Below are 25479 nucleotides of genomic sequence, written 5' to 3' on the forward strand. Positions count from 1 at the left end.
AAGCGGGTGTATAGCCGCGCCGTTTGGGGTGCGCAAGCCGCAGGGGAGCATTTTTTCCGTTCACCCACAGGCGACCCAAATTGCTGATGAAAATCAAACGGCGCGCGGGTCGGCGGCGTCCTCGATCTCCAGCTGGACGCCATTGCGGCCATTATAGTCATCCGGCTTCAGCTTGCCCGCGACGTGGAGCACGCCGCCGCCCGACAGGAGTCGGCGGCCAAGATCCGTTTCCGCACTGCGCCAGGAAATCGCCTTTAGACGCTCGCCAGTCGGGCCGACCAGATCCAGCTTCACGTGCCCTCCCTTCAGCGCCATCACCCGGTCGGCGCGGACCCCCGTCAGGGCGAACATCGGCTCGGGATTGCCGGGTCCGAACGGTGCCAGACGCTGAAAATCCTCATAGAGCGCCCGGTCTGCCCCGCGCGGCTGAACCAGGGCATCAATCTCGACGGCCTCAGGGCCAACGGCCTCCATCTCGCCCGCCAGCCGCGCCTCCAGAAAAGCGCGCAGTTCCGGGATGGAGTCCGGCCGGATCGACAGTCCGGCGGCCATGGCATGACCGCCGCCCGACATCAGCAGGCCCTGTTCGAACGCGGCCTGGATGGCCGCGCCCAGATTGACGCCGGGCTGCGAACGGCCCGAGCCCTTGCCGACATTGGCGGCACGGTCGATGCCGATTACTACCACGGGCTTGCGATAGCGTTCGCGAAGGCGGCCGGCGACGATGCCGATCACCCCGGGATGCCACCCCTCACCGGCCACAACGATGACCGGCGCGTCGGGATTGAAGTTGCTGCCACGTTCCAGAACTGCGGCGGCCTCCTCGACCACGGAGGCCTCGACCGCCTTGCGCTCGGTATTGAGGGCATCAAGCTCCTCGGCCAGCATCCGAGCTTCTTCAGGATCATCCGTCGACAACAGGCGCGCGCCCAGGTCGGATCGGCCGATCCTGCCGCCAGCATTGATGCGAGGGCCCAGAATGAAACCGGCATGGAACACCGAAGCCGGCCCAGAGCCCTTGCCGACCTCGAACAGGGCCTTGAGGCCGGGGTTGCCCCAACTGGACATCGTCCGAAGACCAAGGGTCGTCAGGGCACGGTTGAAGCCGACCAGTTGGGTGACATCACAGACCTCGCCCATGGCCACCAGGTCGAGCCATTGGCGAGGGTCGGGCTGGGGTCTCTCTTCGCTGAACAGACCGCGCTTGCGGGCTTCGCGATTGAGGGCGGCAAGCAGGACGAAGGTCACGCCGGCGGCGGCCAGAACCCCCTGCCCGCTCTGACAACCCGGACGATTGGGATTGACCACGGCGGCCGCAGCAGGGGGATCTTCGCGCATCAGGTGGTGGTCAATCACCACCACTTCGAGGCCGATGGTGGCGGCACTGGCAATGGCGTCATAGGCCGCCGCGCCACAGTCCAGAGTCACGACCAGTTCGGCTCCGGTCTCGCGGATGGTCTTGAAGGCGGCCGGACTGGGGCCATAGCCCTCGGTCAAACGATCGGGAATATAGATCGGCAGCTCGACGCCCATATGTCGAAACCAGCGGACCAGCTGGGCGGCACTGGTGGCCCCGTCGACATCATAGTCGGCAAACACCATGGTCGGCCGGCCGGCTTCCAGGGCGTCGATCAGGATCTCTGCGGCCCGGTCCATGTCCATAAAGAGGGAGGGATCGGGAAACAGGGCCCGCAGGGTCGGTCGCAGAAAGTCTCCTGCCCCGTCGACATCCACACCGCGAGCAGCCAGGGCGCGGGCCAAGGGCTCGGAAAGACCATGGACCTGCTGATGGCTGCGCGCCACCGCCGGATCGGCCGGACGCTCGCGCCAGGCGCGGCCACTCAGCGACCGCGAGACGCCCAGGAAGGCGTCATCTTCGACAGGACCACGACGATCGGCCATCTCTAGTCGATCCTGAATCGTGGAGCTGTGGCCATGAGGTCAGCCTAGCCGTTTCCCGGGATTCGCTCCATGTGTTCGGCCGGGATCGGACCGGAACGCCTAGGCGGCCGAAACGCGATCCACCTCATTGGCCGAGCCCAGCACGACCGGCACCCTCTGGTGCAGCTTGGTCGGTTGCAGGTCGAGGATCGCCGTCTGGCCGTCAGTGGCCTTGCCGCCCGCGCGCTCGACAATCAGGGCCATGGGATTGGCCTCGTAGAGCAGTCGCAGCTTGCCCGGCTTGTCGGGCTCGCGGGCATCCCACGGATAGAGGAAGATGCCGCCGCGCATCAGGATGCGGTGAACGTCAGCCACCATCGAGGCGACCCAACGCATGTTGAAGTTCTTGCCGCGCGGGCCATCCTTGCCCTGCAGGCAGCCTTCGATATAGCGCCGCACCGGCTCGGCCCAGTGGCGCTGATTGGACATATTGATCGCAAACTCTGCCGTCTCGGGGCTGATCGCCACGGCGTCATGGGTCATGAGCCAGGTTCCGTCGGCGCTCAGGGTAAAGCCGAACACGCCCCTGGACAGGGTCAGGACCAGCATCGTCTGGGGCCCATAGACGACATAGCCGGCCGCCACCTGCTGGCGGCCCGGTAGCAGGAAGTCCTGCTCGTTCGGCTCCCGGTCATCCGGTGCCGGCAGGATCGAGAAAATCGTTCCGACCGAGACATTGACGTCGATATTGCTGGAGCCGTCCAACGGGTCGAAAGTCACCAGGAAGCCGCCTTTGCGGCCGGCGGTCTCGATCGCCTCCAGTTCCTCCGACGCCAGGCCCGCGACGGCGGGGCAGGCTTTCAGCGCCTCGCGGAGGATATCATTGGTGATGATGTCGAGCTTCTTTTGCTCTTCATCCTGGACATTGATCTGTCCGGCCGCACCCAGGCTTCCGGAGATGGCACCAGAGGCCACGACCCTGCTGATCTGGACACAGGCGGCGGCGATCACAGCGACCACGTCCTTGACCGCTTCGTCGGCGGTCTGCTCGGCGGCGAGATGGCCGGCGAGGTCGATCAGGGTGGTCATCTGGAAATCCCGGGCTGGAGGTGCAGGGCGAGACCTTTAGCCGATGCCCCGTTCAGACCCAAGCCTAGGCTTTGCGCTTCATCCGCACTTCCCGAACGGTGCCCGTTGAGGAGTTCATCACCAGGGTATGGGTGTGGACAAAGCCATCCTTGTAGACAACGCCCTCGAGAAGGTTGCCCCAGGTGACGCCGGTTGCCGCGAAAATGGCATCGGCGCGGACGATGTCGTGCAGGTCATATTTCCGGTCGAGTTCGGTAATGCCCCACTTGGCGGCTCTGGCGCGTTCGTCAGCATTCCGGAACAGCAGCCGTCCCTGGAACTGACCGCCCACGCACTTGAGGGCCGCACAGGCCAGCACGCCCTCGGGCGCGCCGCCGGACCCGACATAGAGATCAATGCCCGTTGATGGGTCCGTCGTATTGATCACGCCGGCGACATCACCATCGGTAATCAGATAGACCCGCGCCCCGACCGAGCGGACACTGGCAATGATTTCGGCATGGCGCGGGCGGTCCAGCACGCAGACCGTAATGTGCGAGGGGTCGACACCCTTGGCTGCGGCAAGGGCCAGCACGTTCTCGGCCGGCGTGCGGTCCAGATCGATCACCCCGGCCGGAAGTCCGGGCCCACAGGCGATCTTGTCCATATAGGTGTCGGGCGCATTCAGCAGCGTGCCCTTGGGGGCCCAGGCCATGACGGCCAGGGCATTGGGCATGGCCTTGGCGGCGAGGGTCGTCCCTTCCAGAGGGTCGAGGGCGATATCGATGGCCGGCCCTTTGCCGGTGCCAACCTTCTCACCGATATAGAGCATGGGCGCTTCATCGCGTTCGCCCTCGCCGATAACGATCTCGCCGTCGATGGCCAGTTCGTTCAGGGCGTTGCGCATGGCGTCAACTGCGGCCTGGTCAGCGGCTATCTCGTCGCCGCGCCCGACATTGGTCCAGGATGCGATGGCGGCGGCTTCGGTAACGCGGACCGCGTCCAGGACCAGCGACCGGTCCAGGGTTTTCGAACTCATCAGCATCTCCCAGCCTTAAAAAGGCTAATTCTCGGCCGCTTTTCGCGGTTCTCAGATGCGCGCAACGCGCAAAAGGCGCGGACGCTCTAGCACGGCGTGCAGCTTTTCGATGCGGCTAATCGCATCCAGCAGATTGGATTCGGGAGTCGCATGGGTAACGAGCACGATCGGGACCCCACCCGCTCCTTCGACAGGCTTCTGCAGGAAGCTGTCGATCGACACGCCGCACTCGGCGAGGGTTTCCGAGATGGCGGCAATGGCCCCCGGCTCGTCCCGGACCATGATCCGCAGATAGGCCTTGCCCACGGTGCGACTGGGATCAACAGCGATGAAGGGCTTGAGTTCGCCCGCTGGTGCCTGGAACACCGGACGGACGGCCCCCGTCATGACGTCGGCGATGTCGGCCGCTACGGCGGCAGCGGTCGGTCCCGCCCCAGCTCCCGGGCCCTGCACGAAGATGCGTCCGACGCGACGGCCCTCGATGAACAGCGCATTGAGCGCCCCGCCGGCCTGGGCCAGGGGGTGATCCAGCGGGGCCAGGGACGGATGCACCTTGACCGCAACGCCATGATCCGTGCGCGAGGCCGAGGCGACGAGCTTGATCCGATAGCCAAGATCCTTGGCCAGCTTGATATCCAGCAACTCGACATTCGAGATGCCCTCGATCTCGGCGGCGGCGAAATTGGGCGCGCAACCAAAGGCCAGGGCGGCGAGAATGCTGATCTTGTGGCCAGCGTCGAAGCCGCCGACATCCATGGTCGGGTCAGCCTCGGCATAACCCAGGGCCTGGGCCTCGCGCAGGACATCAGCGAACGAGCGACCGGTCTTTTCCATCTCGCTCAGGATGAAATTGCACGTGCCGTTGAGGATGCCGGCCACGGAATCGATGTCGTCCCCGACCAGGGCCTCGCGCATGATCTTGACGGCGGGCACCCCCCCCATCACGGCGGCCTCGAACATCAGCGGCACGCCCCGGGCTTCAGCCAGGGCGGCCAGTTCGGCGCCGTGCTCGGCGATCAGCGCCTTATTGGCCGTGACGACCGGCTTGCCTGCCTTCAGCGCCGTTTCCACAGCGGCTTTTGCCGGGCCATCCGAACCACCGACCAGTTCGACAAAAAGGTCGATGTCGGACGAACCGGCCAGGGCCACAGGATCGTCGAACCAGGTCAGGCCCGAGATGTCGACCGTGCGGGGCCGCGACTTCGAGCGCGCCGAAACGGCCGTGACGACGGCGCGGTCTCCGGCCGGTGCAAAGTCAGGTCGGTCGGCCAGGAACTGCAGAAGGCCACCGCCCACCGTGCCGAGGCCGGCGACGCCGACACGCCAGGTTTTGTTCGTCATCGTGGGATCCTAAACGTGAAGCCGGGCCTTAGGCCGGCTCCACCGAATTATGGTGCTTAGCCAGGATGGCGTCGGCATTGGTGATGAATTTCTTCACGTTCCGGGCCGCCTGCCGAATGCGATGCTCATTTTCGACCAGTCCGATACGGACATAGCCCTCGCCGTACTCACCAAAGCCGACGCCCGGGGCCACGGCAACGCCGGCCTCCTCGATCAGCAGCTTCGAGAACACCATGGAGCCGGCTTCGCGATAGGCTTCTGGGATCTTGGCCCAGGCGAACATCGAGGCTGGGGGATTGGGGATATCCCAGCCCGCGCGCGCCATGGATGACACCAGGGCGTCGCGCCGGCCCTTGTAGATCCCGCGGATCTCGTCGACGCAGTCCTGCGGCCCATTGAGCGCCGTCGCGGCCGCCACCTGCACCGGGGTATAGGCCCCATAGTCCAGATAGGACTTCACCCGGGCCAGGGCGGCACAGATCCGGGCATTGCCCACCACCATGCCCACGCGCCAGCCGGCCATGGCATAGGTCTTGGACAGCGAATTGACTTCAACAGCGATGTCCTTGGCCCCGTTGACCTGCAGGATCGACGGCGGCGGATTATTCTCGAAATAGATCTCGCCATAGGCCACGTCGCTGATCACCAGCAGGTCGTGCTTCTTGGCGAGGGCCACGGCATCCTTGTAGAAATCCAGATCCACCGACTGGGCCGTCGGATTGGAGGGGTAGGACAGTATGAGCACGCTGGGCGGCGGCACGGAATGCTTCACCGCCCGACTGATGTTGGACAGATAATCCTCAGGTGTCAGGGCGGGCACGTGACGGATAACGCCGCCCGCCATGATGAAGCCGAAGGCATGGATCGGATAGGCAGGGTTCGGGCAGATAATGACATCGCCCGGCGCAGTCAGGGCTTGGGCGAGGTTGGCAAAGCCCTCCTTCGAACCGAGCGTCGAGATCACCTCGGTGTCGGGGTTCAGCTTCACGCCAAAGCGGCGGTCATAGTATCCGGCCATGGCCCGGCGCAGGCCCGGGATGCCCTTGGAGGCGGAGTAGCGACCAGCCTTGGGATCGCGGGCCGTTTCGATCAGCTTGTCGACGATGTGCTTCGGGGTCGGCATGTCGGGATTGCCCATGCCAAAGTCGATGATGTCGGTTCCCTCGGCGCGCAGACGCGCCTTGATCTTGTTGACCTCTTCAAAGACGTAGGGAGGCAGGCGACGAATACGGTGAAAATCGGTGGTCATGTCTGGCTCAATGCGCCGCTCCGGCGCGTCGGGAGCAAAGGTCGAGCATGGATAGACCCCGAACAGGGTCGCGCCAAGCCGGTTCAAGGAAGATTATGCCTTCGTCGGCCTATTTGGGCTGCGACGAAGGCGCGCTAGCTCGGCCACGGGCGGCAGCCGCGAAGGCTTCCGTCTCAGCACGGTCAGCCTCGGTGGGCGCAGCAAAGTCCGGTGCCTTGGCCGACGCCCGCGCCTGAGCAGCATAGGCTTCGGTGTCTTTGAGCTTGAAGGTTTCCGGTGCAGCGTCGCGGCGCAGCTTGGCGGCAGCGCGCTGCTCGCCCTCAATAACGGCCTTGATCCGAGCCGGCCCACGGACGTCAGTCGGCACAGCCGGGATCTCAGCGAAGGTCGGACGGCGGCCCTTTTGGCCGGCCGCAACACGGGTCGCCTCCGCGACCGGCGAGGTCGGATCGATCGCGGCAGTCTTGAACGGCGAGGCGCAGCCCGACACGGCGAGTGCCGTGAGAGCGATAAGCACGCCGGGACGTACGATTTTGCCTGTTGCGCCGTTCATCTTGTCTCCGGTCTTATGCGATGATCGCGACGAACAAAAGGCCGAGCGCGTCAGGTCGCTGACCAAACGGCGAGAAAAGCAGCGGGAAGAACCAGCATGGCTACGGCGAAAACACCTGCAAAGCCGCGCAAGGCCTCTGCAGCCAAGGCGAAACCGGCCGATTCCAAACCCAAGCCTGCGGCAAAGCCCAAGCCGTCGGAGGTGCCGCCTGAGGCGGCTACGCCCGGCCGCGAATCGCCCTTTGCCGCAGCGGCTTCCGCCGGCGCAGCGCAATTTCAGGGTTTTGAGGCGATGATGTCGCCCGACCAGCGGAACATGCTCGAAACCCTGTCGGCCAATCTGGCCCGCGCGGCCGTCACGGCCCAGGGGGCCATAGCCGAAGCGGCCCTGAGACAGGCCGATCGCCCTGCCGCCCTCAATGCCGATCCCTTCCACGTGGCCCCGGCCATGAACGAAGTCATGTCACGGCTCGCCGCCCAACCCGACCTCATGCTGAGGGCCCAGGCAGACCTCTTCAGCCGCTACATGGACCTTTGGCAGTCCGCCGCCCGCCGCGCCGCCGGCGAAGACACCCAACCGGTCGTGGCACCGGCCAGCGGGGACAAGCGCTTCAATGATCCTGACTGGGCCGCAAATCCCATGTTCGACATGATGAAGCAGTCCTATCTGCTGACCTCGAACTGGCTGAACGGCCTGGTGTCCGAGGTTGACGGCGTGGACCCCGCCTCAAAGCGCCGGGTCGAGTTCTTCACCAAGATGCTGACGGACGCCTTCTCGCCGTCGAATTTCCTGATCTCCAACCCCGCCGCCCTGCGTGAAGTCATGCAAACCAACGGCGAAAGCCTGGTGCGGGGCATGGAAAACTTCGCGGCGGACCTCGATCGAGGCGGCGGCCAACTGGCCATCAGCCAGACGGACCTGGAGAAGTTCAAGGTCGGCGAGAACGTCGCCACGGCTCCCGGAAAGGTGATCTACCAGAACGACATCCTGCAGCTTCTGCAGTTCGATGCGACCACGGATCAGGTTCACGAGATCCCACTGCTGATCTTCCCGCCCTGGATCAACAAGTTCTACATCATGGACCTGCGGCCGGAGAACTCGATGATCCGCTGGCTGAGCAGCCAGGGCTTTACGGTGTTTGTCGCCTCATGGGTCAATCCTGACGCCCGGCTCGCGGCCAAGACCTTCGAGGACTACCTTTTTGAAGGCATCTACGACGCCACCCAGCAGGTCATGACCCAGACGGGTGTCGATCGGGTCAATACCGTAGGCTACTGCATTGGCGGCACCCTGCTCTCCTGCGCGCTCGCACACCTGGCAGCCAAGGGCGACGAGCGGATCAATTCGGCCACCTTCTTTGCGGCCCAACAGGATTTCGCCGAGGCAGGCGATCTTCTGCTGTTCACCAATGAGGAGTGGCTGCAGTCGATCGAGCAGCAAATGGATGCAACGGGCGGCTTCCTGCCCAGCCAGTCCATGGCCGACACCTTCAACGCCTTGCGCGGGAATGACCTGATCTGGTCCTTCTTCATCAGCAACTATCTGATGGGCAAGGAGCCACGCCCCTTCGACCTGCTGTTCTGGAATGCCGACCAGACCCGTATGCCCAAGTCGCTGCACATGTTCTACCTGCGCAACTTCTACAAGGATAACGCCCTGGCCCTCGGCGAACTGACCCTGGGCGGGGTCAAGCTGGACCTCTCCAAGGTCAAGACACCGATCTATGTCCAGTCGTCCAAGGACGACCATATCGCGCCCTATCGCAGCGTCTATCGCGGTGCCAGGGCCTTCGGCGGGCCGGTCACCTTCACCATGGCGGGCTCGGGCCACATCGCCGGCGTGATCAACCATCCTGACGCCAAGAAGTACCAGCACTGGACCAATGACAGCCTGCCCGGCTCGGTCGAGGGCTGGATTTCCGGAGCGCAGGAACATCCGGGGTCCTGGTGGCCGCACTGGGCCGAGTGGCTGCGCGCCAAGTCAGGCCCCCTGGTCCCGGCCCGCGACCCGGCCAAGGGCAAACTCAAGCCGATCGAAGACGCCCCAGGGAGCTATGTGCGCGTGCGGTCTGACGCCTGATCGTCAGGCGATGGCGGTACGGGCCAGGGCGCGTCTGGCCCGTACCGCATAACTTCAGACTGGCAGGCCTCTCGAAACCTGAGCCGCGCGGAATAGAGGGTCAGGGATAGCCGAGCGGGGCGAACAAGGGACTCTGGCGGCAGCCACCCCACTGGGCAGATAATTACAGCCCTGCGGCTTCTTGGAGACCCAGGGCCAGGTTGAGGTTCTGCACCGCAGCGCCGGAGGCCCCCTTACCCAGGTTGTCGAGCAGGGCCACCAAGCGAGCCTGACCACTGGTGTCAGAGCCAAACACAAAGATCTTCAGGCGATTTGTGCCGTTCAGGCCTTCAGGATCCAGAGTCGTCAGACCCTTGGCCTCGTCCAGGGACGCAACCTGAACGAACCGCTCGCCCTTATAGTGGGCAGCGAAGGCGGCGTGGATCTCACCCAGTGATCGACCATCATCAAGGGTCGCCAGATGCAGGGGCAACTCGACCAGCATGCCCTGCGCGTAGCGCCCAACGGCGGGCGTGAAGATGGGACGGGTCAGCAGGCCGCTGTGCTTCTGGATCTCGGGCACGTGCTTGTGCGACAGGCCCATGGCGTAGATCCGATAAGGGACCTTAGTGAAGTTGGCCGCCGTCTCGTCCTCGAACTCGGCGATCATCGCCTTGCCGCCGCCCGTGTAGCCGGAGACGGCGTTGAAGGAGACCGGCAGGTCAGCGGGCAGGATACCGGCCGATACCAGGGGCCTGGCCAGGGCGATGGCACCGGTCGCGTAGCAGCCGGGATTTGAAATTCGGGTTGCGGCTGCGATCCTGCTGCGCTGGCGCCGGTCGAGTTCCGCAAAGCCATAGGCCCAGTCTTCGGCTGTCCGGAAGGCGGTCGATGCATCGATCACCTTGACCGACGGGTTCTCGATCAGGCTGACCGCCTCCTTCGACGCCTCATCCGGCAAACAGAGGATCACCGCGTCAGCACTGTTCAGCATCTCGGCGCGGGCAGCGGAGTCCTTGCGCTTGTCGGGATCGATCGAAATCAGCTGCAGGTCTGTGCGACCGATCAGGCGTTCGCGGATCTGCAGGCCGGTAGTGCCAGCTTCGCCATCAATGAAGACCTTCGGGGCCATCGTGACCTCCAATCCAGACAAGGGACCAAGAAAAAGGGCGCTTCGGTTGCCCGAAGCGCCCCTTTCCAAACGCGTAGAACCGCGCTTAGCGCTTCGAGAACTGGAAGCTGCGGCGGGCCTTGGCCTTGCCGTACTTCTTACGCTCGACGACGCGGCTGTCGCGCGTCAGGAAGCCGTGCGGCTTCAGGACTGGGCGCAGCGCGGGCTCATAATAGGTCAGGGCCTTGGACAGGCCGTGGCGCACAGCACCGGCCTGGCCCGACAGGCCCGAACCTTCAACGGTGACGACGATGTCGAACTGGCCTTCGCGGTCGGTGACCTGCAGAGGCTGAGCGATCATCATGCGCAGAACCGGACGAGCGAAGTAGATCGCCTGGTCGCGGCCGTTGATGGTGATGGTGCCCTTGCCGGGCTTGATCCAGACGCGAGCGATCGCGTTCTTGCGCTTGCCGGTCGCGTAGGCGCGGCCTTGAGCGTCGATCTTCTGGACGGCCGGAGCGGCCGCTTCGGGGTTGCTGGACAGGCTGGCCAGCGCGTCAAAGCCTTGAGCTTCAGACATGACTTAGGCGCTCCGGGTGTTTTTGGCGTTGCGCGCAGCGAAATCGATCGCTTCCGGGCTCTGCGCTTGGTGCGGGTGCTCACCGTTGTTGTAGATGAGCAGGTGCGTCAGCTGCTTGCGAGCCAGGGGGCTCTCCTTGGGCAGCATGCGCTCGACGGCCTTTTCGAGGACGCGCTCCGGGAAGCGGCCTTCCAGCAGCTTGCGCGGGGTGGTCGACTTCACGCCGCCCGGGTGACCGGTGTGGCGGTAGTAAACCTTGTCGTCCATCTTCTTGCCGGTGAACTTCACCTTGTCGGCGTTGATCACGACGACGAAGTCGCCGCAGTCAACGTTCGGGGTGTAGTCGGGACGATGCTTGCCGCGAAGACGCATGGCGATGAACGTCGCCAGACGACCGACAACGGCGTCCTGGGCGTCGACCACGATCCACTTCTTCTCGACCTCGGCGGGCTTCAGGGAAGCCGTGGTCTTTTGCATGGGATTGATCCGTATTCCTTGTGCGTCAGGGGCCAAAGGAACGGCTCCGTCTGCGTGAGGGGCGGCTGGTACAGGAGGGTTCGCGACCTGTCAACAATGTGCACACCAGAAACTCGCCAAACCCTTGCAGTATAAGGGTTTGTTGCGTGAGGTATCATAATACCTCAACCTTGAACGTCATCGCCTCGTCATGCAAGGCAGGCATAGGCCGTGGATAGCCCGGAGTCTCCAGACATGACCTTCTCCCGTCGCGCCTTCATGGCCTCTGCCGCCACCAGCCTGGCATTCACCGCCTTCCAGGCCCGGGCCCAGGGCGACGAGGCCCAGGACTATGCCTATATCAACGAGGTTGAAGGCTACGGACCGCTGCGGCCGGACCCCAAGGGCATGCTGGAACTGCCTGCTGGCTTCTCATACCGGGTCATCAGCCAGGCCGGCGAAACCATGGCGGACGGCTTTCTGGTTCCTGGTGCCTTTGACGGCATGGGCTGTTTCGACGCCGGCGACGGCAAACTCGCCCTGGTTCGCAATCACGAACTGGGCCCTCTGGCCTTTGACTACAGCGCCTTTGGACTGGGGGCCCGTCTGGCGGACCGCCTGCCCAAGGACCGCGCCTATGATTTCAGCGATACCGGCATCCCGCTATCTGGCGGCACGACCACGATGATCTACGACCCCCGCAGTGGCCAGGTGGTGAGCCAGCACCTCAGCCTGGCCGGTACCGCTGTTAATTGCGCTGGAGGCGTGACGCCCTGGGGCTCCTGGCTGACGTGCGAGGAGACGACCCTGTCCGCCGGGCTCGAGGTCGGCAAGGATCATGGCTTCGTCTTCGAGGTTCCCAGCAGCGCCAAGGGTCTGGTCGATCCCGTTCCGCTGAAAGCCATGGGCCGCTTCAAGCACGAAGCCGCCTGTATCGATCCCCGCACCGGGATCGTTTACATGACCGAGGACCTGCAGGACGGCCTCTTCTATCGCTATCTGCCGAATGATCGCCGCAACCTCGCGGCAGGAGGCCGACTCCAGGCCCTCGGCCTGGTCGGCGTGACCGAGGATGCCGATACCCGCAATCAGGAGGGCGAGGACAACCTCAAGCCCGGTTCCTGGACCCAGGCGCGCTGGATCGACCTGGACGGTGTCGACAATCCCTATGATGACCTGCGCCTGCGCGGGCACGCCAAGGGCGCTGCCTTCTTCGCACGAGGTGAAGGTCTCTGGTGGGGCAAGGGCGAACTCTATTTTACGGCCACCTCGGGCGGCGCAGCGGGAGCGGGCCAGATTTTCCGCTACGTCCCCAGTGCTCAGGAAGGCCAGGCCGGAGAGACCGACCAGCCCGGTCGCCTGCAGCTCTTCGTCGAGAGCAAGAACGAGAACGTTCTCGACTATGCGGACAACATCACGATCTCGCCGCTCGGCCATATCCTGGTCTGCGAGGACCGCTACTCGGACCTCAAGCCCAACCACATCCGGGGCGTGACGCCGGCTGGCAAGGTCTACACCCTGGCGCGCAACGTCTTCAGAGGAAACGCCGAGTTCGCCGGGGCCTGCTTCTCGCCGGATGGCCAGACGCTATTCGTCAATGTGCAGTGGCCAGGCATGACCCTGGCCATCACGGGGCCCTGGTCGAGCCTGAAGGCCTAGGAACTGCTCATCCCGTTTAGATGGCACCATCTAGACGGGATAAGCCCTAGGGCCGCCGCACGCGCCAGGCAAAGGTCGTGGCGACCGCCAGCAGCACCGCTGCCCCCGCCTGATGCAGGACGCCGAGGGCCAGCGGCACCTGGGCCATCAGGGTCCAGACGCCCAGCCCAGCCTGAAGGGCGACGACGACGGCAACGGCAAGCCCTGCAACCTTGGCTTCGCGGGGCAGATGGCGCGCACGGTAGGTCATCACACCAAGGGCGATCCCCGCTGCGAACAGGCCATAGGCGACCAGCCTGTGGTGCAGCTGCACTGCGCCCTGGCTGTGGGCCAGCGTGCCCCAAAGCCCCTTGCCCAAATAGGCATCAGGCCAGAAGTGGCCATTCATCAGCGGCCAGTCGTTATAGACGAGACCCGCATCATTGCCGGCCACCAGAGCCCCCAACAGGCTCTGAAAGAACACCGCCCCGAGAAAGGCCATGGCCCAGCCACGCCAGGGTGATCGTTCCTCAATACGGGGCGAACCAGCCCAGGCATCAAGGGCCGTCCAGACCAGCAAGATGAACAGCGCCAGGGCCAGGCCCAGATGGGTCATCAGCCGCTCGGGCGCGACGGAGACCCGCTCGGACAGCCCACTCGAGACCATCCACCAGCCGACCAACCCCTGCAGCCCGCCCAGCAGTAGCAGGGCCCCGCACCGCCAGATCAGGCGTCGGGGGATCATGCCGCGGATCAGAAAGAAGGCGAAGGGAATGGCGAAAGCAGCGCCGATCAGACGGCCCAGGAGCCGGTGCCCCCATTCCCACCAGAAGATAGTCTTGTAGGCTTCCAGGCTCATGCCCGCATTGACCAGCTTGTACTGGGGAATTTCCTTGTAGAGCTCGAAATTGGCCTGCCAGGCCGCCTCCGACATCGGAGGCAATGCCCCCATGATCGGCTTCCACTCGGTAATCGACAGGCCCGAATCGGTCAGGCGCGTCGCGCCACCGACAACGACCATGCAGAAAACCAGCGCCGCCACGACGAACAGCCAGATGGCGACAGGGCGGGAACGATCAGAGCGCAGGAATGACGTCATGTTACCGGACAAAGCGATAAGTCTGGGCCGAAATGCGACCGGCCGTCCCGTACTCCCGCTGCAGTCTGCCGTCCATGACCGATGACGCTTAAGGGATTTTCGTGCGATGATGCCGCGCGGACGACGGGTCCGGCACGGAGGCCCTGATGAGCGGTGTTGGAGTGTTCGCCACAGCGGTGATCGGCATATTTGCCGGCTGGATCGCCGATATTGTGCTGGGACATCGTCATTCGCTGTTCGCCAAGCTGCTGATCGGTGTCATCGGTGCCTTTATCGGCGTCTTCATCGCCCAGCGCCTCGCCCTGCCGTTCACCGGCTTCTGGGGTGGACTCCTTGTGGCCAGCGTCGGAGCCATCCTCTTTCTGGCCGTACTCAGCCTCGTTTTCCGGAGAACCGCTTGAGCGCCCCAATCATTCCGGCCCGCCTGAGGAAGCTGATCGGCACCCTTGGCATCATGGTCTTTCTGGCCGTCTATGTGGCCATCGCCACCACGCTCTATGACTTCCTGCCCGACAATCGCGCGGTGCATCTGATCTATTTCGCGGTCATAGGCCTCGCCTGGGGTCTGCCGCTGATGCCTCTGATGTCGTGGATGGGCAAGGCTGACAAACCCGTCATCCGCTGACAGGCCCTGAACCGAAAAAGGCCGCCCCTTGGGGCGGCCTTTCCGTTCTTCCGTTTATTCCCCTGAGGAAATGGTCGGAGCGACAGGATTTGAACCTGCGACCCCTTGACCCCCAGTCAAGTGCGCTACCAGGCTGCGCCACGCTCCGACGGAAGAGGCGCTCTTATAGGCGCCGGTCCGGAGCTCTGCAACCGGTATTCCGGCTGATTTTCGATGTGGTCTAGAGACGCCTGAGGAGCCCATCCAGGCGCGCCTTGACGACCTCCAGATCGCCCAGCGCAAAGGTCAGACGATCGCGTGCCTCGCCAGCCAGGTCCAGGCTCGCATCGCCTTCAACGGAGTGCCTGACGTCAGCGTCGAGATTGGCCGAGCCGTTGGAGCCGAGGCCCGCCGCGATCACATGCGACAGGCCCTGATCGCGATGCAGTTTCTGCACACCCTTGATGGTCAGGCCTTCGCCGTGCAGCAGCACGCGCACGCCGTTCAGAACGGCAATATCCTGCGGACGGTAAAAACGCCGCCCGCCAGCCCGTTTCATGGGCCGAATGAACGAGAACTTGGTTTCCCAGAAGCGCAACACATGCTGGGGCACGCCCAGCTCGTCTGCGGCTTCGGAGATCGTGCGGAAGGCGTTGGGTCCCTTCGCCACCGCGCGCGTGCCTAGCCGCCCAGGGCGCGGTCGATGCGCGCCTTCATGACCTGTGAGGCGCGGAAACCGATTACACGACGGGGTTCGATCTCGGCGGGCTCCCCGGTCTTGGGATTGCGGCCCATGCGGGCGCGCTTGTCACGAACCTGGAACACGCCAAATCCGGAGAGTTTGACGGTTTCGCCCCCCTCAAGCGCCTCAGCGACAAGGTCGAGAGTACGTTCGACCAGACCGGCGCAATCCTGTCGGGTCAGTCCCACTTCCTCATGGACAGCCTCGCAGAGGTCGGCCCGGGTCAATGTCGCGCCCTTCATGACGCCCCCTACGCGCTTTGGCGGATCCGTGATGCACGGTGCCAGATTGAAAACACTTGGACCACCCAAACGGCAGACATCGCCTCTACTGAGCGAACGCTGACGTTTGAGCAAGCCTGCATGCCGCGATTATCGCATGAAGTCAAAGACTCAAGGGCGAGACTTCACGCTCGATCACAAGCCTGTCCAGCTGGCGGTCAGAGGCGCAAGAGACAGGCACCCCATGTCAGCCCGCCACCCATGGCTTCCAGCAGCAACAGTTGGCCGGGCTTGATGCGGCCATCGGCAACGCCATGCGCAAAAGCCAACGGAATCGAGGCCGCAGATGTGTTGGCATGGATGGCCACGGTCGAGATAACCTTGGCCTCATCCAGACCCACGCGGTGGGCCACCCCCTGAAGGATCCGCTGGTTGGCCTGATGGGGGATGAACCAGTCGACATCAGCGATCTCGACTCCGGCTGATCCCGCAGCCGCCCGGATGGCCTCGGAGATATTGACCACGGCATGCTTGAAGACCTGATTGCCCAGCATCCGCAGCTTACCGACCGTACCGGTAGTCGACGGGCCACCATCCACGAACAACAAGTCCTGCTTGGTCCCATCCGCCCGCAGGGCGAAGCTGAGCAGGCCCTGATCGGCGGTCGTGCCCTGACCTTCACGCGGTTCGAGGACCACAGCACCGGCCCCGTCACCGAACAGCACACAGGTGCCACGATCGGACCAGTCCATCAGCCGAGTCATGGCTTCGGCACCGATCACCAGGGCACATTTGGAGTGCCCGCGCGCGACGAACCCGTCAGCGACGCTCAGGGCATAGACGAAACCCGAACAAACGGCCTGAATGTCAAAGGCGATGCCGACCGGCGCGCCCAGTTTCCTTTGCACGATCGTCGCCGTCGCCGGAAAGGTCAGGTCGGGCGTCGTGGTGGCGACGATGATCAGGTCGACCTCAGCCGCAGTCCTGCCCGCCGCCTCAAGCGCTGACCGCGCTGCCTCAAGCGCAAGATCAGACACGGCCTGATCTTCAGCCGCCTGATGCCGCTGACGAATGCCCGTACGTTCTACGATCCACTCGTCGCTGGTATCGACAAATTTAGACAGGTCATCATTGGTGACGATCTTGGGGGGGAGGTATGCGCCGATCCCCGTTACAGCGCTGCGAATGACGGTCACTCAGGCACTCCATCAGACACGGCGCTGACCGGGTCGCCTTCCGCCTTGTCCGAAGGTGCGGTGAGGCGCTGAAGATTGCGCTCGATCTCTGCCGAGAAATCGCTGCGCGCCAAATCCGTTGCGACCCGGATCGCCGAAAAGAAGCCGTTCGCGTCCGCTCCGCCGTGGCTCTTGACCACGATGCCGTTCAGGCCAAGCAGAGGTGCCCCATTCACCCGGCCCGGATCCAGCCGCTGCTTCATCTTGCCCAGCGCGCTCGAGGCGATCAGCGCGCCCAGCATGGCCAGGGGGGACGAGGTCAGAGTCGTCTTGATCTCGTTCGAGAAAAACCGCGCCAAACCTTCGGCCGTCTTCAGGGCGACATTGCCGGTGAAGCCGTCGGTCACGACGACATCGACGGTGCCAAGGGCGATGTCATTGCCCTCGACGAAACCTTGATAGTCGAAGTCCAGCTTGGTCTCACGGAGGATGGCGTGGGCCTCACGCACTTCCTCATGGCCCTTCTGGTCTTCCGAGCCGACGTTCAACAGGCCCACGGTCGGTCGCTTGGAGCCGTGAACGGCATGGTGATAAGCCGCTCCCATAATGGCGAACTCGACCAGCTGGGCCGCGTCGCTTTCGACATTGGCACCGACGTCGAGGACGGTCGTCACGCCCTTCATGTTGGGCCAGTTGGCGACGATGGCCGGGCGCTCCAGGCCGGCCCCCATGCGCAGAATCAACTTGGAGATCGCCATCAGTGCGCCGGTGTTGCCGGCGGACACACAGGCATGGGCCTCGCCCGCACGGAGCGATTCGACGGCATTCCAGAGGCTCGACCCCTTGCCACGGCGCATGGCCTGGGCAGGCTTTTCCTCCATGGCGATGCACTTGTCGGTGTGCCGGATCTCACTCACCGCCTTGGCAGCCGGCGCCTTGGCGAGCTCAGCGCCAAGCTTGGCTTCATCACCATGCAGCAGGAAGCGCACGCCGGGCAGCGCCTGAGCGGCCCTTGCCACCCCAGGCACGACGACGGACGGGCCGTGATCGCCACCCATGGCATCGATCGAAATGACTATGGTCTTGGACACGTTGACGCTTTTTGCTCCTGGGACGCTCACGTGACTAACACGCAAGAGTGGTGAGTCGGCTCGCTTTAGTCCGACTCGCCCTTGGGTTTGAGCGCCTTGAGCGCGGCGAACGGTGAGATTTCCGCAGTCGGCAGCGGGTTTTCGAACACGGCTCCCGGCTTACGGGGGAATGGATCCAGTTCCAGCGCCAGATGTTCCAGCACATAACCAGAGACATCAATCACATCACTTTCAAGGACGTCCGGCGGGTCATCAGCCTCGGGATCGAGGCCCAGTTCACCACCATCCTGCGCCGGCGCATGTTCGCTGTTGGCGGGGATGACATGCACCGTAAAGCGCGCCTCAATGGCGTCTTCAAAGTCATCTGCCGTCACACTGCAGGTCTGAACGACGCGCGCGCTGAGGCGGCCCGAAACTTCCGCGCCATCCAGCCAGGCGCTCAGATAGACCTCGGAGGAGAAAGCCTCGAGACGCACCAGTCCCAGCTGCCGGGCAATGGCCTTGCGCTGGTCGGCATCAGGCTCGAACCTGAGGCTCACATCACCGCGATCGACACGGGCCAGAGGGACTTCATAGGGCCAGGCCACGGTCAGGGGTTCGGCCATTGCGCCTCTCCTTGCAGCAGTGCGGTCAGCGATTGAGCCGCCAAGCTCTCACGGGCGGCGACGACATAGTCCATCAGCGCCTGTACATCCCCCTCGCCACGCTCCTCCAGGACCGTGCGGCCGATCATTTCGGCCAGGGCGGCGCGATCAGGCAGGCCGGCGACGGCCTCGTCAAACGCCTTCAATCGGCCATAGAAGGCCCCGGCCAGCTTCTTCATCTTCTTGCCGACTGCGGTGTCCGACACACCGATCTCGCGGAATGCATCGTCCAGACCGCGTACATAGGCGTCAAACACCGCCTGCGAAGTTTCTGCCGCAAGGTCGCCCTGCCCCTTCAAGCGTTCCAGCAGGAGCACGACGTGCAGCGTGAAAAGTTCGAACCGCCCTTCAAGCGAGTCGCGAACGCCCATCTCCCGGTAAAGCGGAGCTGACCGTGCCTGGGCGACCGCCGAAGCATAGAGCTTGGCCCCTGCCGCCTTGGAGGGTCTGGGCTTCAACAGCCGTTCGAGAATCATTCAACGCCTCTATTTCGCCGCGTGCCGTCGCTAGATGAGCATCTGGTCCACGCGGACCATTGAACTAAGCCCCTCCGGGCGATAGGTCAAAGTCCAGCATTCTTCCGGTTCCGGAGACCTCATGTTTCGTCCCGCCGTTTTTGTCGCCGCCGCCCTCGGCCTGTCTGCCGTTGTGTCCGGCTGCACGCCGCTGACGAGCTACTCCGGCTTTCAGGCCATTGAAGCCAAGCCTGCCGACATGAAGATCGGTGAAGACAGCAAGTCCACCCTCATGGAAAAGCTGGGCTCGCCCTCGACCGTTTCGACTTTCGACCCCAACACCTGGTATTATGTGTCCCAGACTACCGACCGGGTGGCGTTCTACATGCCGCGGGTGATCAAGCGCGACGTGATCGCCATCAAGTTCAACCCGGCCGACGAGAAGGTTTCCTCGATCAACACCTTCACGCTGAAGGACGGCAAGGTCATTGCCTATAACGGACGCGAAACGCCGACCCGCGGACGCGAGATGACGATCCTTGAGCAGTTGCTTGGCAATGTGGGCCGTGGCGGCATGCTACCCAACGATCAGGATAATGTTCCCGGTAGCCGCCCTGGCGATCGCCGCTAAAGCTTAGAATTGGGATGTTTTTCGAAAGGCCGCATGCTCAGAGCGTGCGGCCTTTTTACGCATGTGACTGTTAGCGGTCTCTAAGGATTAAGGGCATAGGCAAACTCAGACGCGACGGGATTGGTGGTCAAAGCTAGATCCCGACGCTCTGTTACGCCCACCCCTTGCCTGAAACACTTCATCAACCAGCGTCAAGGCAAGCTCATTAACAAGACGGCTAAGCTAAAGAACCAAGACCTTGCCAAGATTGGGAGGCGGTGAATGAACGGGATGGACCTCAAGGCGTTGTCGCTTCTGCTTGTCGATGACAATCAGAACATGCGCAAGATCCTGGGTGCGATCCTGAAGTCCTTCGGCATTCGCGACATTCAAGAAGCAGATGACGGCCTACAGGCGCTCCGCATTCTCAATGGCAAAGAAGTCGACATCATCTTCACCGACCTGATGATGCAACCCGTCGATGGTTTGGCCTTCATTCGGTGGATCCGCACATCAACCGCCAGCCCCTGTCGGTTTGTACCCATCATCATGGTCACCGGTCATGCCACGAAGCGCAGCCTGGATGAGGCCCGCATGGCGGGGGTCACAGAGTTCCTGGCCAAGCCCCTGAATGCGCGCGGCGTGATGCACCGCCTCAATGAGGTGATCAACAACCCGCGCCCGTTTGTACGGGTGGGCGACTATTTCGGACCTTGCCGCCGTCGCCGGATCGACCACGAGTTCGCCGGACAGGAACGTCGGGCCGCAGCTGAGGCAGCCGGGGAAGATTTCGACCCCGAAGACGTCTACTAGAGCCCACATGGGCGGACCAGAGCTCGCCCCCCTCTAGGCAAGTGCTGCTTGAAACAAGAAACGCCCCGGAGATCGCTCCCCGGGGCGTCTTGCAGTCTAGAAGCCGTCGTAGATCAGACGCCGTGGGCCAGAACGGCCAACAGCAGCAGAGCCACGATGTTGGTGATCTTGATCATCGGGTTCACGGCCGGACCCGACGTATCCTTGTAGGGGTCACCAACGGTGTCACCGGTGACAGCGGCCTTGTGAGCTTCGGAGCCCTTCTTGTGCAGGACGCCGTCCTTGTCGGTGAATCCTTCTTCGATCACCTTCTTGGCGTTATCCCACGCACCGCCGCCGCTGGTCATCGAGATGGCGACAAACAGGCCCGTGACAATGACACCCATCAGCATCGCGCCGAGCGAAGCAAAAGCATCGACCTTGCCGGCGATGGCCTGGATCGTGAAGAACAGCACCACCGGAGAAACAACCGGCAGCAGGCTCGGCACGATCATTTCACGGATGGCGGCCTTGGTCAGGATGTCCACGGCCTTGCCGTACTCCGGCTTGACCTCATAGGTCATGATGCCCGGGTTCTCACGGAACTGACGCCGAACCTCGGCCACAACCGATTCCGCCGCCCGGCCGACCGCCGTCATCGACATGCCGCCGAAAAGGAACGGCAGCAGCCCACCGAACAGCAGGCCAACCACAACATAGGGGTTGGACAGGTCGAAGGTCACCGGACCCATACCCTCGAAGAAGCTGCCCGGCGCGGCATTGGCCGAGAAGTACTTGAGGTCTTCGGTATAGGCCGCAAACAGGACCAGGGCACCCAGGCCGGCCGAACCAATGGCATAGCCCTTGGTGACGGCCTTCGTGGTATTGCCCACGGCGTCAAGTGCGTCGGTCGTGACGCGGACTTCCGGCGGAAGTCCGGCCATTTCGGCGATGCCGCCGGCGTTGTCGGTCACCGGGCCAAAGGCGTCCAGGGCGACAATAAAGCCAGCCAGGGAGAGCATGGTGGTGGTGGCGATGGCGATCCCGAACAGGCCCGCCAGATTGTAGGTCACAACAATGCCGACGATGATGGTCAGGGCCGGCAGGGCCGTGGATTCCAGCGACATGGCCAGACCCTGGATCACATTGGTACCATGACCCGAGACTGAGGCCTGGGCGACCGACTTCACCGGGCGGAAATTGGTGCCCGTATAGTACTCGGTGATCATCACGATCAGGGCGGTGACAGCCAGACCCGCCAGGCCGCAATAGAACAGGCTGTTGGCGTCGAAGGTTTGATCACCGACCGTGACAGCGGCCGGAACCAGTTGGTGGATCACGTACCAGACGGCCGGGATCGACAGCAGGCCGGTGACGATAAGGCCCTTGTAGAGAGCCCCCATGATGTTCTGGCTCTTGCCCAGGCGGACAAAGAACGCGCCGACGATCGAGGTGACGATGCAGACCGCGCAAATGGCCAGCGGCAGCAGCATCATCGCGGTGACCGCTTCGGTGCCGCGGAAGAAGATCGCCGCCAGGACCATGGTCGCGACGGTGGTCACGGCATAGGTCTCGAACAGGTCAGCGGCCATGCCGGCGCAGTCACCGACGTTGTCGCCGACATTGTCCGCGATGGTCGCGGCGTTGCGGGGGTCATCTTCCGGAATGCCGGCTTCCACCTTGCCCACCAGGTCACCGCCAACGTCCGCACCCTTGGTGAAGATGCCGCCGCCCAGTCGAGCGAAGATCGAGATCAGGCTGGCACCGAAGCCCAGCGACACCAGCGAGTCGACCACCACGCGGTCCGTGCCGTCATAGCCGCCAGGACCGGTCAGCACAGCGAAATAGCCCGCAACCCCGATCAGGGCGAAACCGGCCACCAGCATGCCGGTGACGGCACCGGAGGTGAAGGCCATCGAAAGACCCTTGGCCAGGCTCTCGGAAGACGCCTGGGCCGTACGCACATTGGCGCGCACGGAGATCAACATGCCCGCGAAGCCGGCAGCTCCGGACAGGATTGCCCCCAGGGCGAAGCCAACCGGTTGCTCCCAGGATTTAAAGAAGAAGGCCAGAAGAGCGATGACCACCACGCCAACAAGGGCGATCGTGGTGTACTGCCGCTTCAGATAGGCCTGAGCGCCTTCCTGGATCGCCGCAGCGATTTCCTGCATCTTTGCATTGCCGGCCGAAGCCCGCATCAAGCCGGCTGTCTGTACGGCACCGTACAGCACCGCCAGCAGCCCGGCCGCTATAGCCAGTATAAGCCAAGAACTCATTCGAGAATTGCCCCTTCGCGCTTCCATTCACGAGGGGGATGCCGGTCCGGACGCAGCACACGACCAGATCATTTGATCAGATCGATACCCCGGATCGACGGACGGGCCTTATGGCCTCATGCCCCCTCGATGCTCCCTGAATTGACGCGCACGGCGCGCCAAGGCGAGGACAGTGCCAAATGGCACAACAGTGCGCAACCCGTGGCCTTACAAGCCCCGGCGAGAATGAAACAATTGTTCTAAATGGACTTAGTGATGCGCAGAGGGCGCTGCAGTCGACCCTGAAGACGGGGGCGGAGCAGACGGGCGCCGCGGCCCGGACGGATGCGGAATTTGTCTGCGGGCAATCTGCTTGGTGATCTCAACGGACGCCACTTTGCCCTTGCCGACCAGGCCAGCGGCCTCGCGCAGCACGGCAAGCTTCAGCTTCTCGGCGTCCACTTCGTTGTAGGTGTCCGCAGCGGTAAAGGGAGTGCGGTGAGCCGCCTTGACCACAGCATCGCGCAAGAACGGCTCCTTGCCCTCCATGGTTGTCACGGGCACCGCCGACGCCAGGGTCAGGGTCAAGTTGACGAAGACGTAGTTGAGGAGCTTGCCGTCCACGATAATCGGGATGGCGATGGGCTGCAGCTTGACCTTGGGATCCGGCGGAGGGCCCTCTCCCTCCTTCTTCTTGCCAGACTCGTTGGCCAGAGCCGGGCTGGCCAGGGCCAGGAGGCAGGCGGCAAGGAAGAAGCGGCGCGAGGGGACGGGGCGAAGGGTCATGCCCCTTCTATTACCCGGCAAGGCTTGCTGGTTTACTACCCGTGCAGCCAGCCGAGGCGCTCGGGTGTGATGTCCTTGCCCTTGAAGAGGGCACAGACGCCCTCCCCCTCGACGAACTCACCGATATCGCGCACGGGAACGCCGGCCGCCATGGCAGCGGCCTGGAAGGCTGCGACGTCACCCGGGTCCACCGCACAGACGATTTCATAGTCATCGCCGCCCGAGGCGAGCGACATGCGCGCTTCGCCGGCTTCCGGCTGGGCATTGAGCCAGTTGCGGGCCCCCGGCGACAGAGGCAGTCGATCCAGATCGACCATGACCCGCAATCCGCTGGCCTTGGCGACATGGGCGGCGTCAGCCAGGAGGCCGTCCGAAACATCAGCAGCAGCGCGCGCATAGGCCCGCAAGGCGTCGCGAACGCTCAGGCGCGGCGGCGGCAGACGATAGCTGCTGACCAGACTGCCATCCGGATCCTCGACTTCACCCCAGTGCGCCAGAAGCCCAAGCCAGCCGTCGCCGATGGTACCGCTGACCATCAGACGGTCACCGACGCGCGCGCCACGGCGCAGAACCGCGTCTCCGGCGGGTACCCAACCGAGGAAGGTCGCGGACACGACCAGGGGACCCGAGGTGCTGAAGGTGTCGCCGCCCAGCAGGCTGATGTCGTAAAGAGCGCCGTCCTCGGCGAGGCCGCGGGCAAAGACCTCCCGATCCTCGACGGTCGTGCCGGACGGCCAGCCGATCGACAGGAAGTAGCCGTAAGGCTCGGCCGCCTTGGCCGCCAGGTCGGAGAGATTGGTTCGCAGCAGGCGCTTGGCGACCAGGTCGAGAGCCTCACCGGTCAGGAAATGGACGCCACCGGCCATGGCGTCCTTGGTGATCACCAGATCATGATCCAGGCGGGACGGAAGCACCGCCGCATCATCCAGAAGGTCAAGGGCGACCGGATCACCGCGCGTCAGCGGACGCAGAAGACGGGCAATATGGTCGAACTCGTTGGCCGGCTCAGCCGCCGGTTCCGACGGGCCGTCATCTGCAAACCAGTCGTCGTCTGCCTCAGGTTCGTGCATCGCGGGCGATCGCGTCGAGTGCGCCATTGATGAATCCGGCCTCCGGTCCTTCGAAGAACGATTTGGCGATCTCGACATACTCGTCAATGACGACTTCGGTTGGAACATCCGGGCGGTGCATCAGCTCAAACGCACCCGCCCGCAGGACGGCGCGCGCTGTTGCATCCAGCCGGTCCAGCCGCCAGCCAGAAGCCAGGCGCTTGACGATCGCCTGATCGACCTCGCCCTGCTTAGCCACTACGCCCTTGGCCAGTTCCGCAAAGAAAGTTTCGTCTGCGGCGGCCATCTGCTCGCCGTCTACGTCACGATCGAAACGGTGCTCGGAGAATTCCCGAACCACAGCGTCAACGCCGACGCCCGAGACTTCCATCTGGTAGAGGGCCTGAACAGCGGCCAGTCGCGCCACCGAACGCGGTTGAATGCGGCTCTTGCTCATCGGGGCTGCCCCAGCAACTGGCGCTTCAGGGCAATCGTTTCGAGGCAGGCCTTGGCGGCGGCACCGCCGCGGTCGCCTTCACTCACGCGGGCGCGCGTCCAGGCCTGGTCTTCCTCGTCGACGGTCAGAACGCCGAAGCCGATCGCCAGCCGCTTGCCGATGCAGAGATCCTGCAGGCCACGCGCCGTTTCATTGGCGACGATCTCGAAATGGTAGGTCTCGCCCCTGATCACGCAACCGAGGGCGACATAACCATCATACTGAACCCCGATTGGCCTGTGGCCGGCCTCTTCGGCCAGAGCCACGGCACCCGGGATCTGCAGCGCGCTCGAGACTGTGATGACGTCATGCTCCGCGCCATAGGCTTCAATCGCCTGCACGGCTCCGCGCAGCAACTCGTCGGAGATACCCGAATAGCTTCGGCCCTCCACGATCAGCAGGCGGATCTTCTCTTCAACCATCTAGCTCGAACTCCCGGGCCGGTGCCGGCGCATCGCCAACAGACTCAGCCTTAACCGAAACAGA

The 25479-nt window shown here is 63.7% G+C and carries 27 protein-coding genes and 1 tRNA gene; 6 read left to right on the forward strand and 22 right to left on the reverse strand.

Features of this window, described 5'->3' with window-relative positions:
• Positions 1–93: 93 nt before the first annotated feature.
• The 6 genes from recJ to AQ619_RS09845 all read right to left on the reverse strand — a co-directional run bounded on the left by recJ (position 94) and on the right by AQ619_RS09845 (position 7131).
• A complete protein-coding gene (recJ, locus tag AQ619_RS09820) occupies positions 94–1902 on the reverse strand; it encodes a single-stranded-DNA-specific exonuclease RecJ (protein WP_062146800.1) in 1809 nt (602 codons plus the stop codon).
• Positions 1903–2001: 99 nt separating this feature from the next.
• Complete coding sequence (locus AQ619_RS09825) at positions 2002–2970, reverse strand: class 1 fructose-bisphosphatase (RefSeq protein ID WP_062146802.1); 969 nt, start codon at positions 2968–2970, stop codon at positions 2002–2004.
• A 64-nt stretch (positions 2971–3034) separates the two neighbouring features.
• Positions 3035–3988 (reverse strand): class II fructose-bisphosphatase, encoded by a 954-nt coding sequence (glpX, locus tag AQ619_RS09830; protein ID WP_062151512.1) that lies wholly within the window; start codon positions 3986–3988, stop codon positions 3035–3037.
• A 51-nt stretch (positions 3989–4039) separates the two neighbouring features.
• A complete protein-coding gene (locus tag AQ619_RS09835; protein WP_062146804.1) occupies positions 4040–5329 on the reverse strand; it encodes a homoserine dehydrogenase in 1290 nt (429 codons plus the stop codon).
• Positions 5330–5357: 28 nt separating this feature from the next.
• A complete protein-coding gene (locus AQ619_RS09840) occupies positions 5358–6578 on the reverse strand; it encodes an LL-diaminopimelate aminotransferase (protein WP_062151515.1) in 1221 nt (406 codons plus the stop codon).
• 109 nt (positions 6579–6687) lie between these two features.
• On the reverse strand, positions 6688–7131 hold the full coding sequence (locus tag AQ619_RS09845; RefSeq protein ID WP_062146806.1) for a hypothetical protein: 444 nt from the start codon (positions 7129–7131) through the stop codon (positions 6688–6690).
• Positions 7132–7422: 291 nt separating this feature from the next.
• Between AQ619_RS09845 and AQ619_RS09850 the strand changes: the two genes are divergently transcribed.
• A complete protein-coding gene (locus AQ619_RS09850) occupies positions 7423–9210 on the forward strand; it encodes a class I poly(R)-hydroxyalkanoic acid synthase (protein WP_417282001.1) in 1788 nt (595 codons plus the stop codon).
• A 163-nt stretch (positions 9211–9373) separates the two neighbouring features.
• Here the strand turns inward: AQ619_RS09850 and argC are convergent, their stop codons facing one another.
• The 3 genes from argC to rplM form a co-directional block, all read right to left on the reverse strand.
• Positions 9374–10321, reverse strand: a complete 948-nt coding sequence (argC, locus tag AQ619_RS09855; protein WP_062146808.1) for an N-acetyl-gamma-glutamyl-phosphate reductase — start codon at positions 10319–10321, stop codon at positions 9374–9376.
• A gap of 85 nt (positions 10322–10406) precedes the next feature.
• On the reverse strand, positions 10407–10880 hold the full coding sequence (rpsI, locus tag AQ619_RS09860; protein ID WP_062146811.1) for a 30S ribosomal protein S9: 474 nt from the start codon (positions 10878–10880) through the stop codon (positions 10407–10409).
• Positions 10881–10883: 3 nt separating this feature from the next.
• Positions 10884–11357, reverse strand: coding sequence for a 50S ribosomal protein L13 (gene rplM, locus AQ619_RS09865; protein WP_062146814.1), 474 nt, complete (start codon positions 11355–11357; stop codon positions 10884–10886).
• Between the two features lie 234 nt (positions 11358–11591).
• On the opposite strand from rplM, the gene AQ619_RS09870 reads away from it, so the two are divergent.
• A complete protein-coding gene (locus AQ619_RS09870) occupies positions 11592–12995 on the forward strand; it encodes an alkaline phosphatase PhoX (RefSeq protein WP_062146817.1) in 1404 nt (467 codons plus the stop codon).
• A 46-nt stretch (positions 12996–13041) separates the two neighbouring features.
• Here the strand turns inward: AQ619_RS09870 and AQ619_RS09875 are convergent, their stop codons facing one another.
• Positions 13042–14073 carry a COX15/CtaA family protein gene (locus AQ619_RS09875; RefSeq protein WP_062146819.1) on the reverse strand — a complete coding sequence of 344 codons (1032 nt, stop codon included), beginning with the start codon at positions 14071–14073 and terminating at the stop codon, positions 13042–13044.
• A gap of 146 nt (positions 14074–14219) precedes the next feature.
• Here AQ619_RS09875 and AQ619_RS09880 point away from each other — a divergent pair, with 146 nt between their 5' ends.
• A complete protein-coding gene (locus AQ619_RS09880; protein WP_062146822.1) occupies positions 14220–14474 on the forward strand; it encodes a GlsB/YeaQ/YmgE family stress response membrane protein in 255 nt (84 codons plus the stop codon).
• A complete protein-coding gene (locus AQ619_RS09885; RefSeq protein ID WP_062146824.1) occupies positions 14471–14698 on the forward strand; it encodes a DUF2842 domain-containing protein in 228 nt (75 codons plus the stop codon). The genes AQ619_RS09880 and AQ619_RS09885 overlap by 4 nt, the downstream gene beginning before the upstream one ends.
• Before the next feature lie 71 nt (positions 14699–14769).
• Here AQ619_RS09885 and AQ619_RS09890 read toward each other — a convergent pair.
• The 7 genes from AQ619_RS09890 to AQ619_RS09920 all read right to left on the reverse strand — a co-directional run bounded on the left by AQ619_RS09890 (position 14770) and on the right by AQ619_RS09920 (position 19026).
• A tRNA-Pro gene (locus AQ619_RS09890) sits at positions 14770–14846 on the reverse strand.
• A 72-nt stretch (positions 14847–14918) separates the two neighbouring features.
• Positions 14919–15347 carry a MerR family transcriptional regulator gene (locus tag AQ619_RS09895; RefSeq protein ID WP_062146825.1) on the reverse strand — a complete coding sequence of 143 codons (429 nt, stop codon included), beginning with the start codon at positions 15345–15347 and terminating at the stop codon, positions 14919–14921.
• An 11-nt stretch (positions 15348–15358) separates the two neighbouring features.
• Entirely contained in the window at positions 15359–15661 is a 303-nt protein-coding gene (locus AQ619_RS09900; protein WP_062146827.1) for an integration host factor subunit alpha, read from the reverse strand.
• A 197-nt stretch (positions 15662–15858) separates the two neighbouring features.
• The gene (locus tag AQ619_RS09905) at positions 15859–16836 is read right to left on the reverse strand and encodes a beta-ketoacyl-ACP synthase III (RefSeq protein WP_062146830.1); all 978 of its coding nucleotides are present in this window, start codon (positions 16834–16836) and stop codon (positions 15859–15861) included.
• On the reverse strand, positions 16833–17906 hold the full coding sequence (gene plsX, locus AQ619_RS09910; RefSeq protein WP_084745896.1) for a phosphate acyltransferase PlsX: 1074 nt from the start codon (positions 17904–17906) through the stop codon (positions 16833–16835). Before plsX ends, AQ619_RS09905 begins: the two co-directional genes overlap by 4 nt.
• A gap of 65 nt (positions 17907–17971) precedes the next feature.
• Positions 17972–18511 carry a YceD family protein gene (locus AQ619_RS09915; protein WP_062146832.1) on the reverse strand — a complete coding sequence of 180 codons (540 nt, stop codon included), beginning with the start codon at positions 18509–18511 and terminating at the stop codon, positions 17972–17974.
• The gene (locus AQ619_RS09920; RefSeq protein ID WP_062146834.1) at positions 18496–19026 is read right to left on the reverse strand and encodes a ubiquinol-cytochrome C chaperone family protein; all 531 of its coding nucleotides are present in this window, start codon (positions 19024–19026) and stop codon (positions 18496–18498) included. Before AQ619_RS09920 ends, AQ619_RS09915 begins: the two co-directional genes overlap by 16 nt.
• A gap of 121 nt (positions 19027–19147) precedes the next feature.
• Here AQ619_RS09920 and AQ619_RS09925 point away from each other — a divergent pair, with 121 nt between their 5' ends.
• Positions 19148–19636, forward strand: coding sequence for an outer membrane protein assembly factor BamE (locus AQ619_RS09925; RefSeq protein ID WP_062146843.1), 489 nt, complete (start codon positions 19148–19150; stop codon positions 19634–19636).
• A gap of 261 nt (positions 19637–19897) precedes the next feature.
• On the forward strand, positions 19898–20428 hold the full coding sequence (locus tag AQ619_RS09930) for a response regulator (RefSeq protein WP_084745898.1): 531 nt from the start codon (positions 19898–19900) through the stop codon (positions 20426–20428).
• A 113-nt stretch (positions 20429–20541) separates the two neighbouring features.
• Here AQ619_RS09930 and AQ619_RS09935 read toward each other — a convergent pair whose 3' ends face one another.
• From AQ619_RS09935 to ribH, 5 genes are all read right to left on the reverse strand, one after another.
• Positions 20542–22683: a sodium-translocating pyrophosphatase gene (locus tag AQ619_RS09935; protein WP_062146847.1), complete on the reverse strand. Its 2142-nt coding sequence runs from the start codon at positions 22681–22683 to the stop codon at positions 20542–20544.
• A 249-nt stretch (positions 22684–22932) separates the two neighbouring features.
• Positions 22933–23448 carry a hypothetical protein gene (locus tag AQ619_RS09940; RefSeq protein WP_084745900.1) on the reverse strand — a complete coding sequence of 172 codons (516 nt, stop codon included), beginning with the start codon at positions 23446–23448 and terminating at the stop codon, positions 22933–22935.
• Between the two features lie 35 nt (positions 23449–23483).
• Positions 23484–24545: a thiamine-phosphate kinase gene (thiL, locus tag AQ619_RS09945; protein ID WP_062146849.1), complete on the reverse strand. Its 1062-nt coding sequence runs from the start codon at positions 24543–24545 to the stop codon at positions 23484–23486.
• Positions 24505–24954 carry a transcription antitermination factor NusB gene (gene nusB / locus AQ619_RS09950; RefSeq protein WP_062146851.1) on the reverse strand — a complete coding sequence of 150 codons (450 nt, stop codon included), beginning with the start codon at positions 24952–24954 and terminating at the stop codon, positions 24505–24507. The genes thiL and nusB overlap by 41 nt, the downstream gene beginning before the upstream one ends.
• Positions 24951–25415 carry a 6,7-dimethyl-8-ribityllumazine synthase gene (ribH, locus tag AQ619_RS09955; protein ID WP_062146853.1) on the reverse strand — a complete coding sequence of 155 codons (465 nt, stop codon included), beginning with the start codon at positions 25413–25415 and terminating at the stop codon, positions 24951–24953. The genes nusB and ribH overlap by 4 nt, the downstream gene beginning before the upstream one ends.
• Positions 25416–25479: the final 64 nt, after the last annotated feature.

Origin of the sequence: Caulobacter henricii (genome assembly GCF_001414055.1) — a bacterium.
GTDB classification, from domain to species: Bacteria; Pseudomonadota; Alphaproteobacteria; order Caulobacterales; family Caulobacteraceae; genus Caulobacter; species Caulobacter henricii.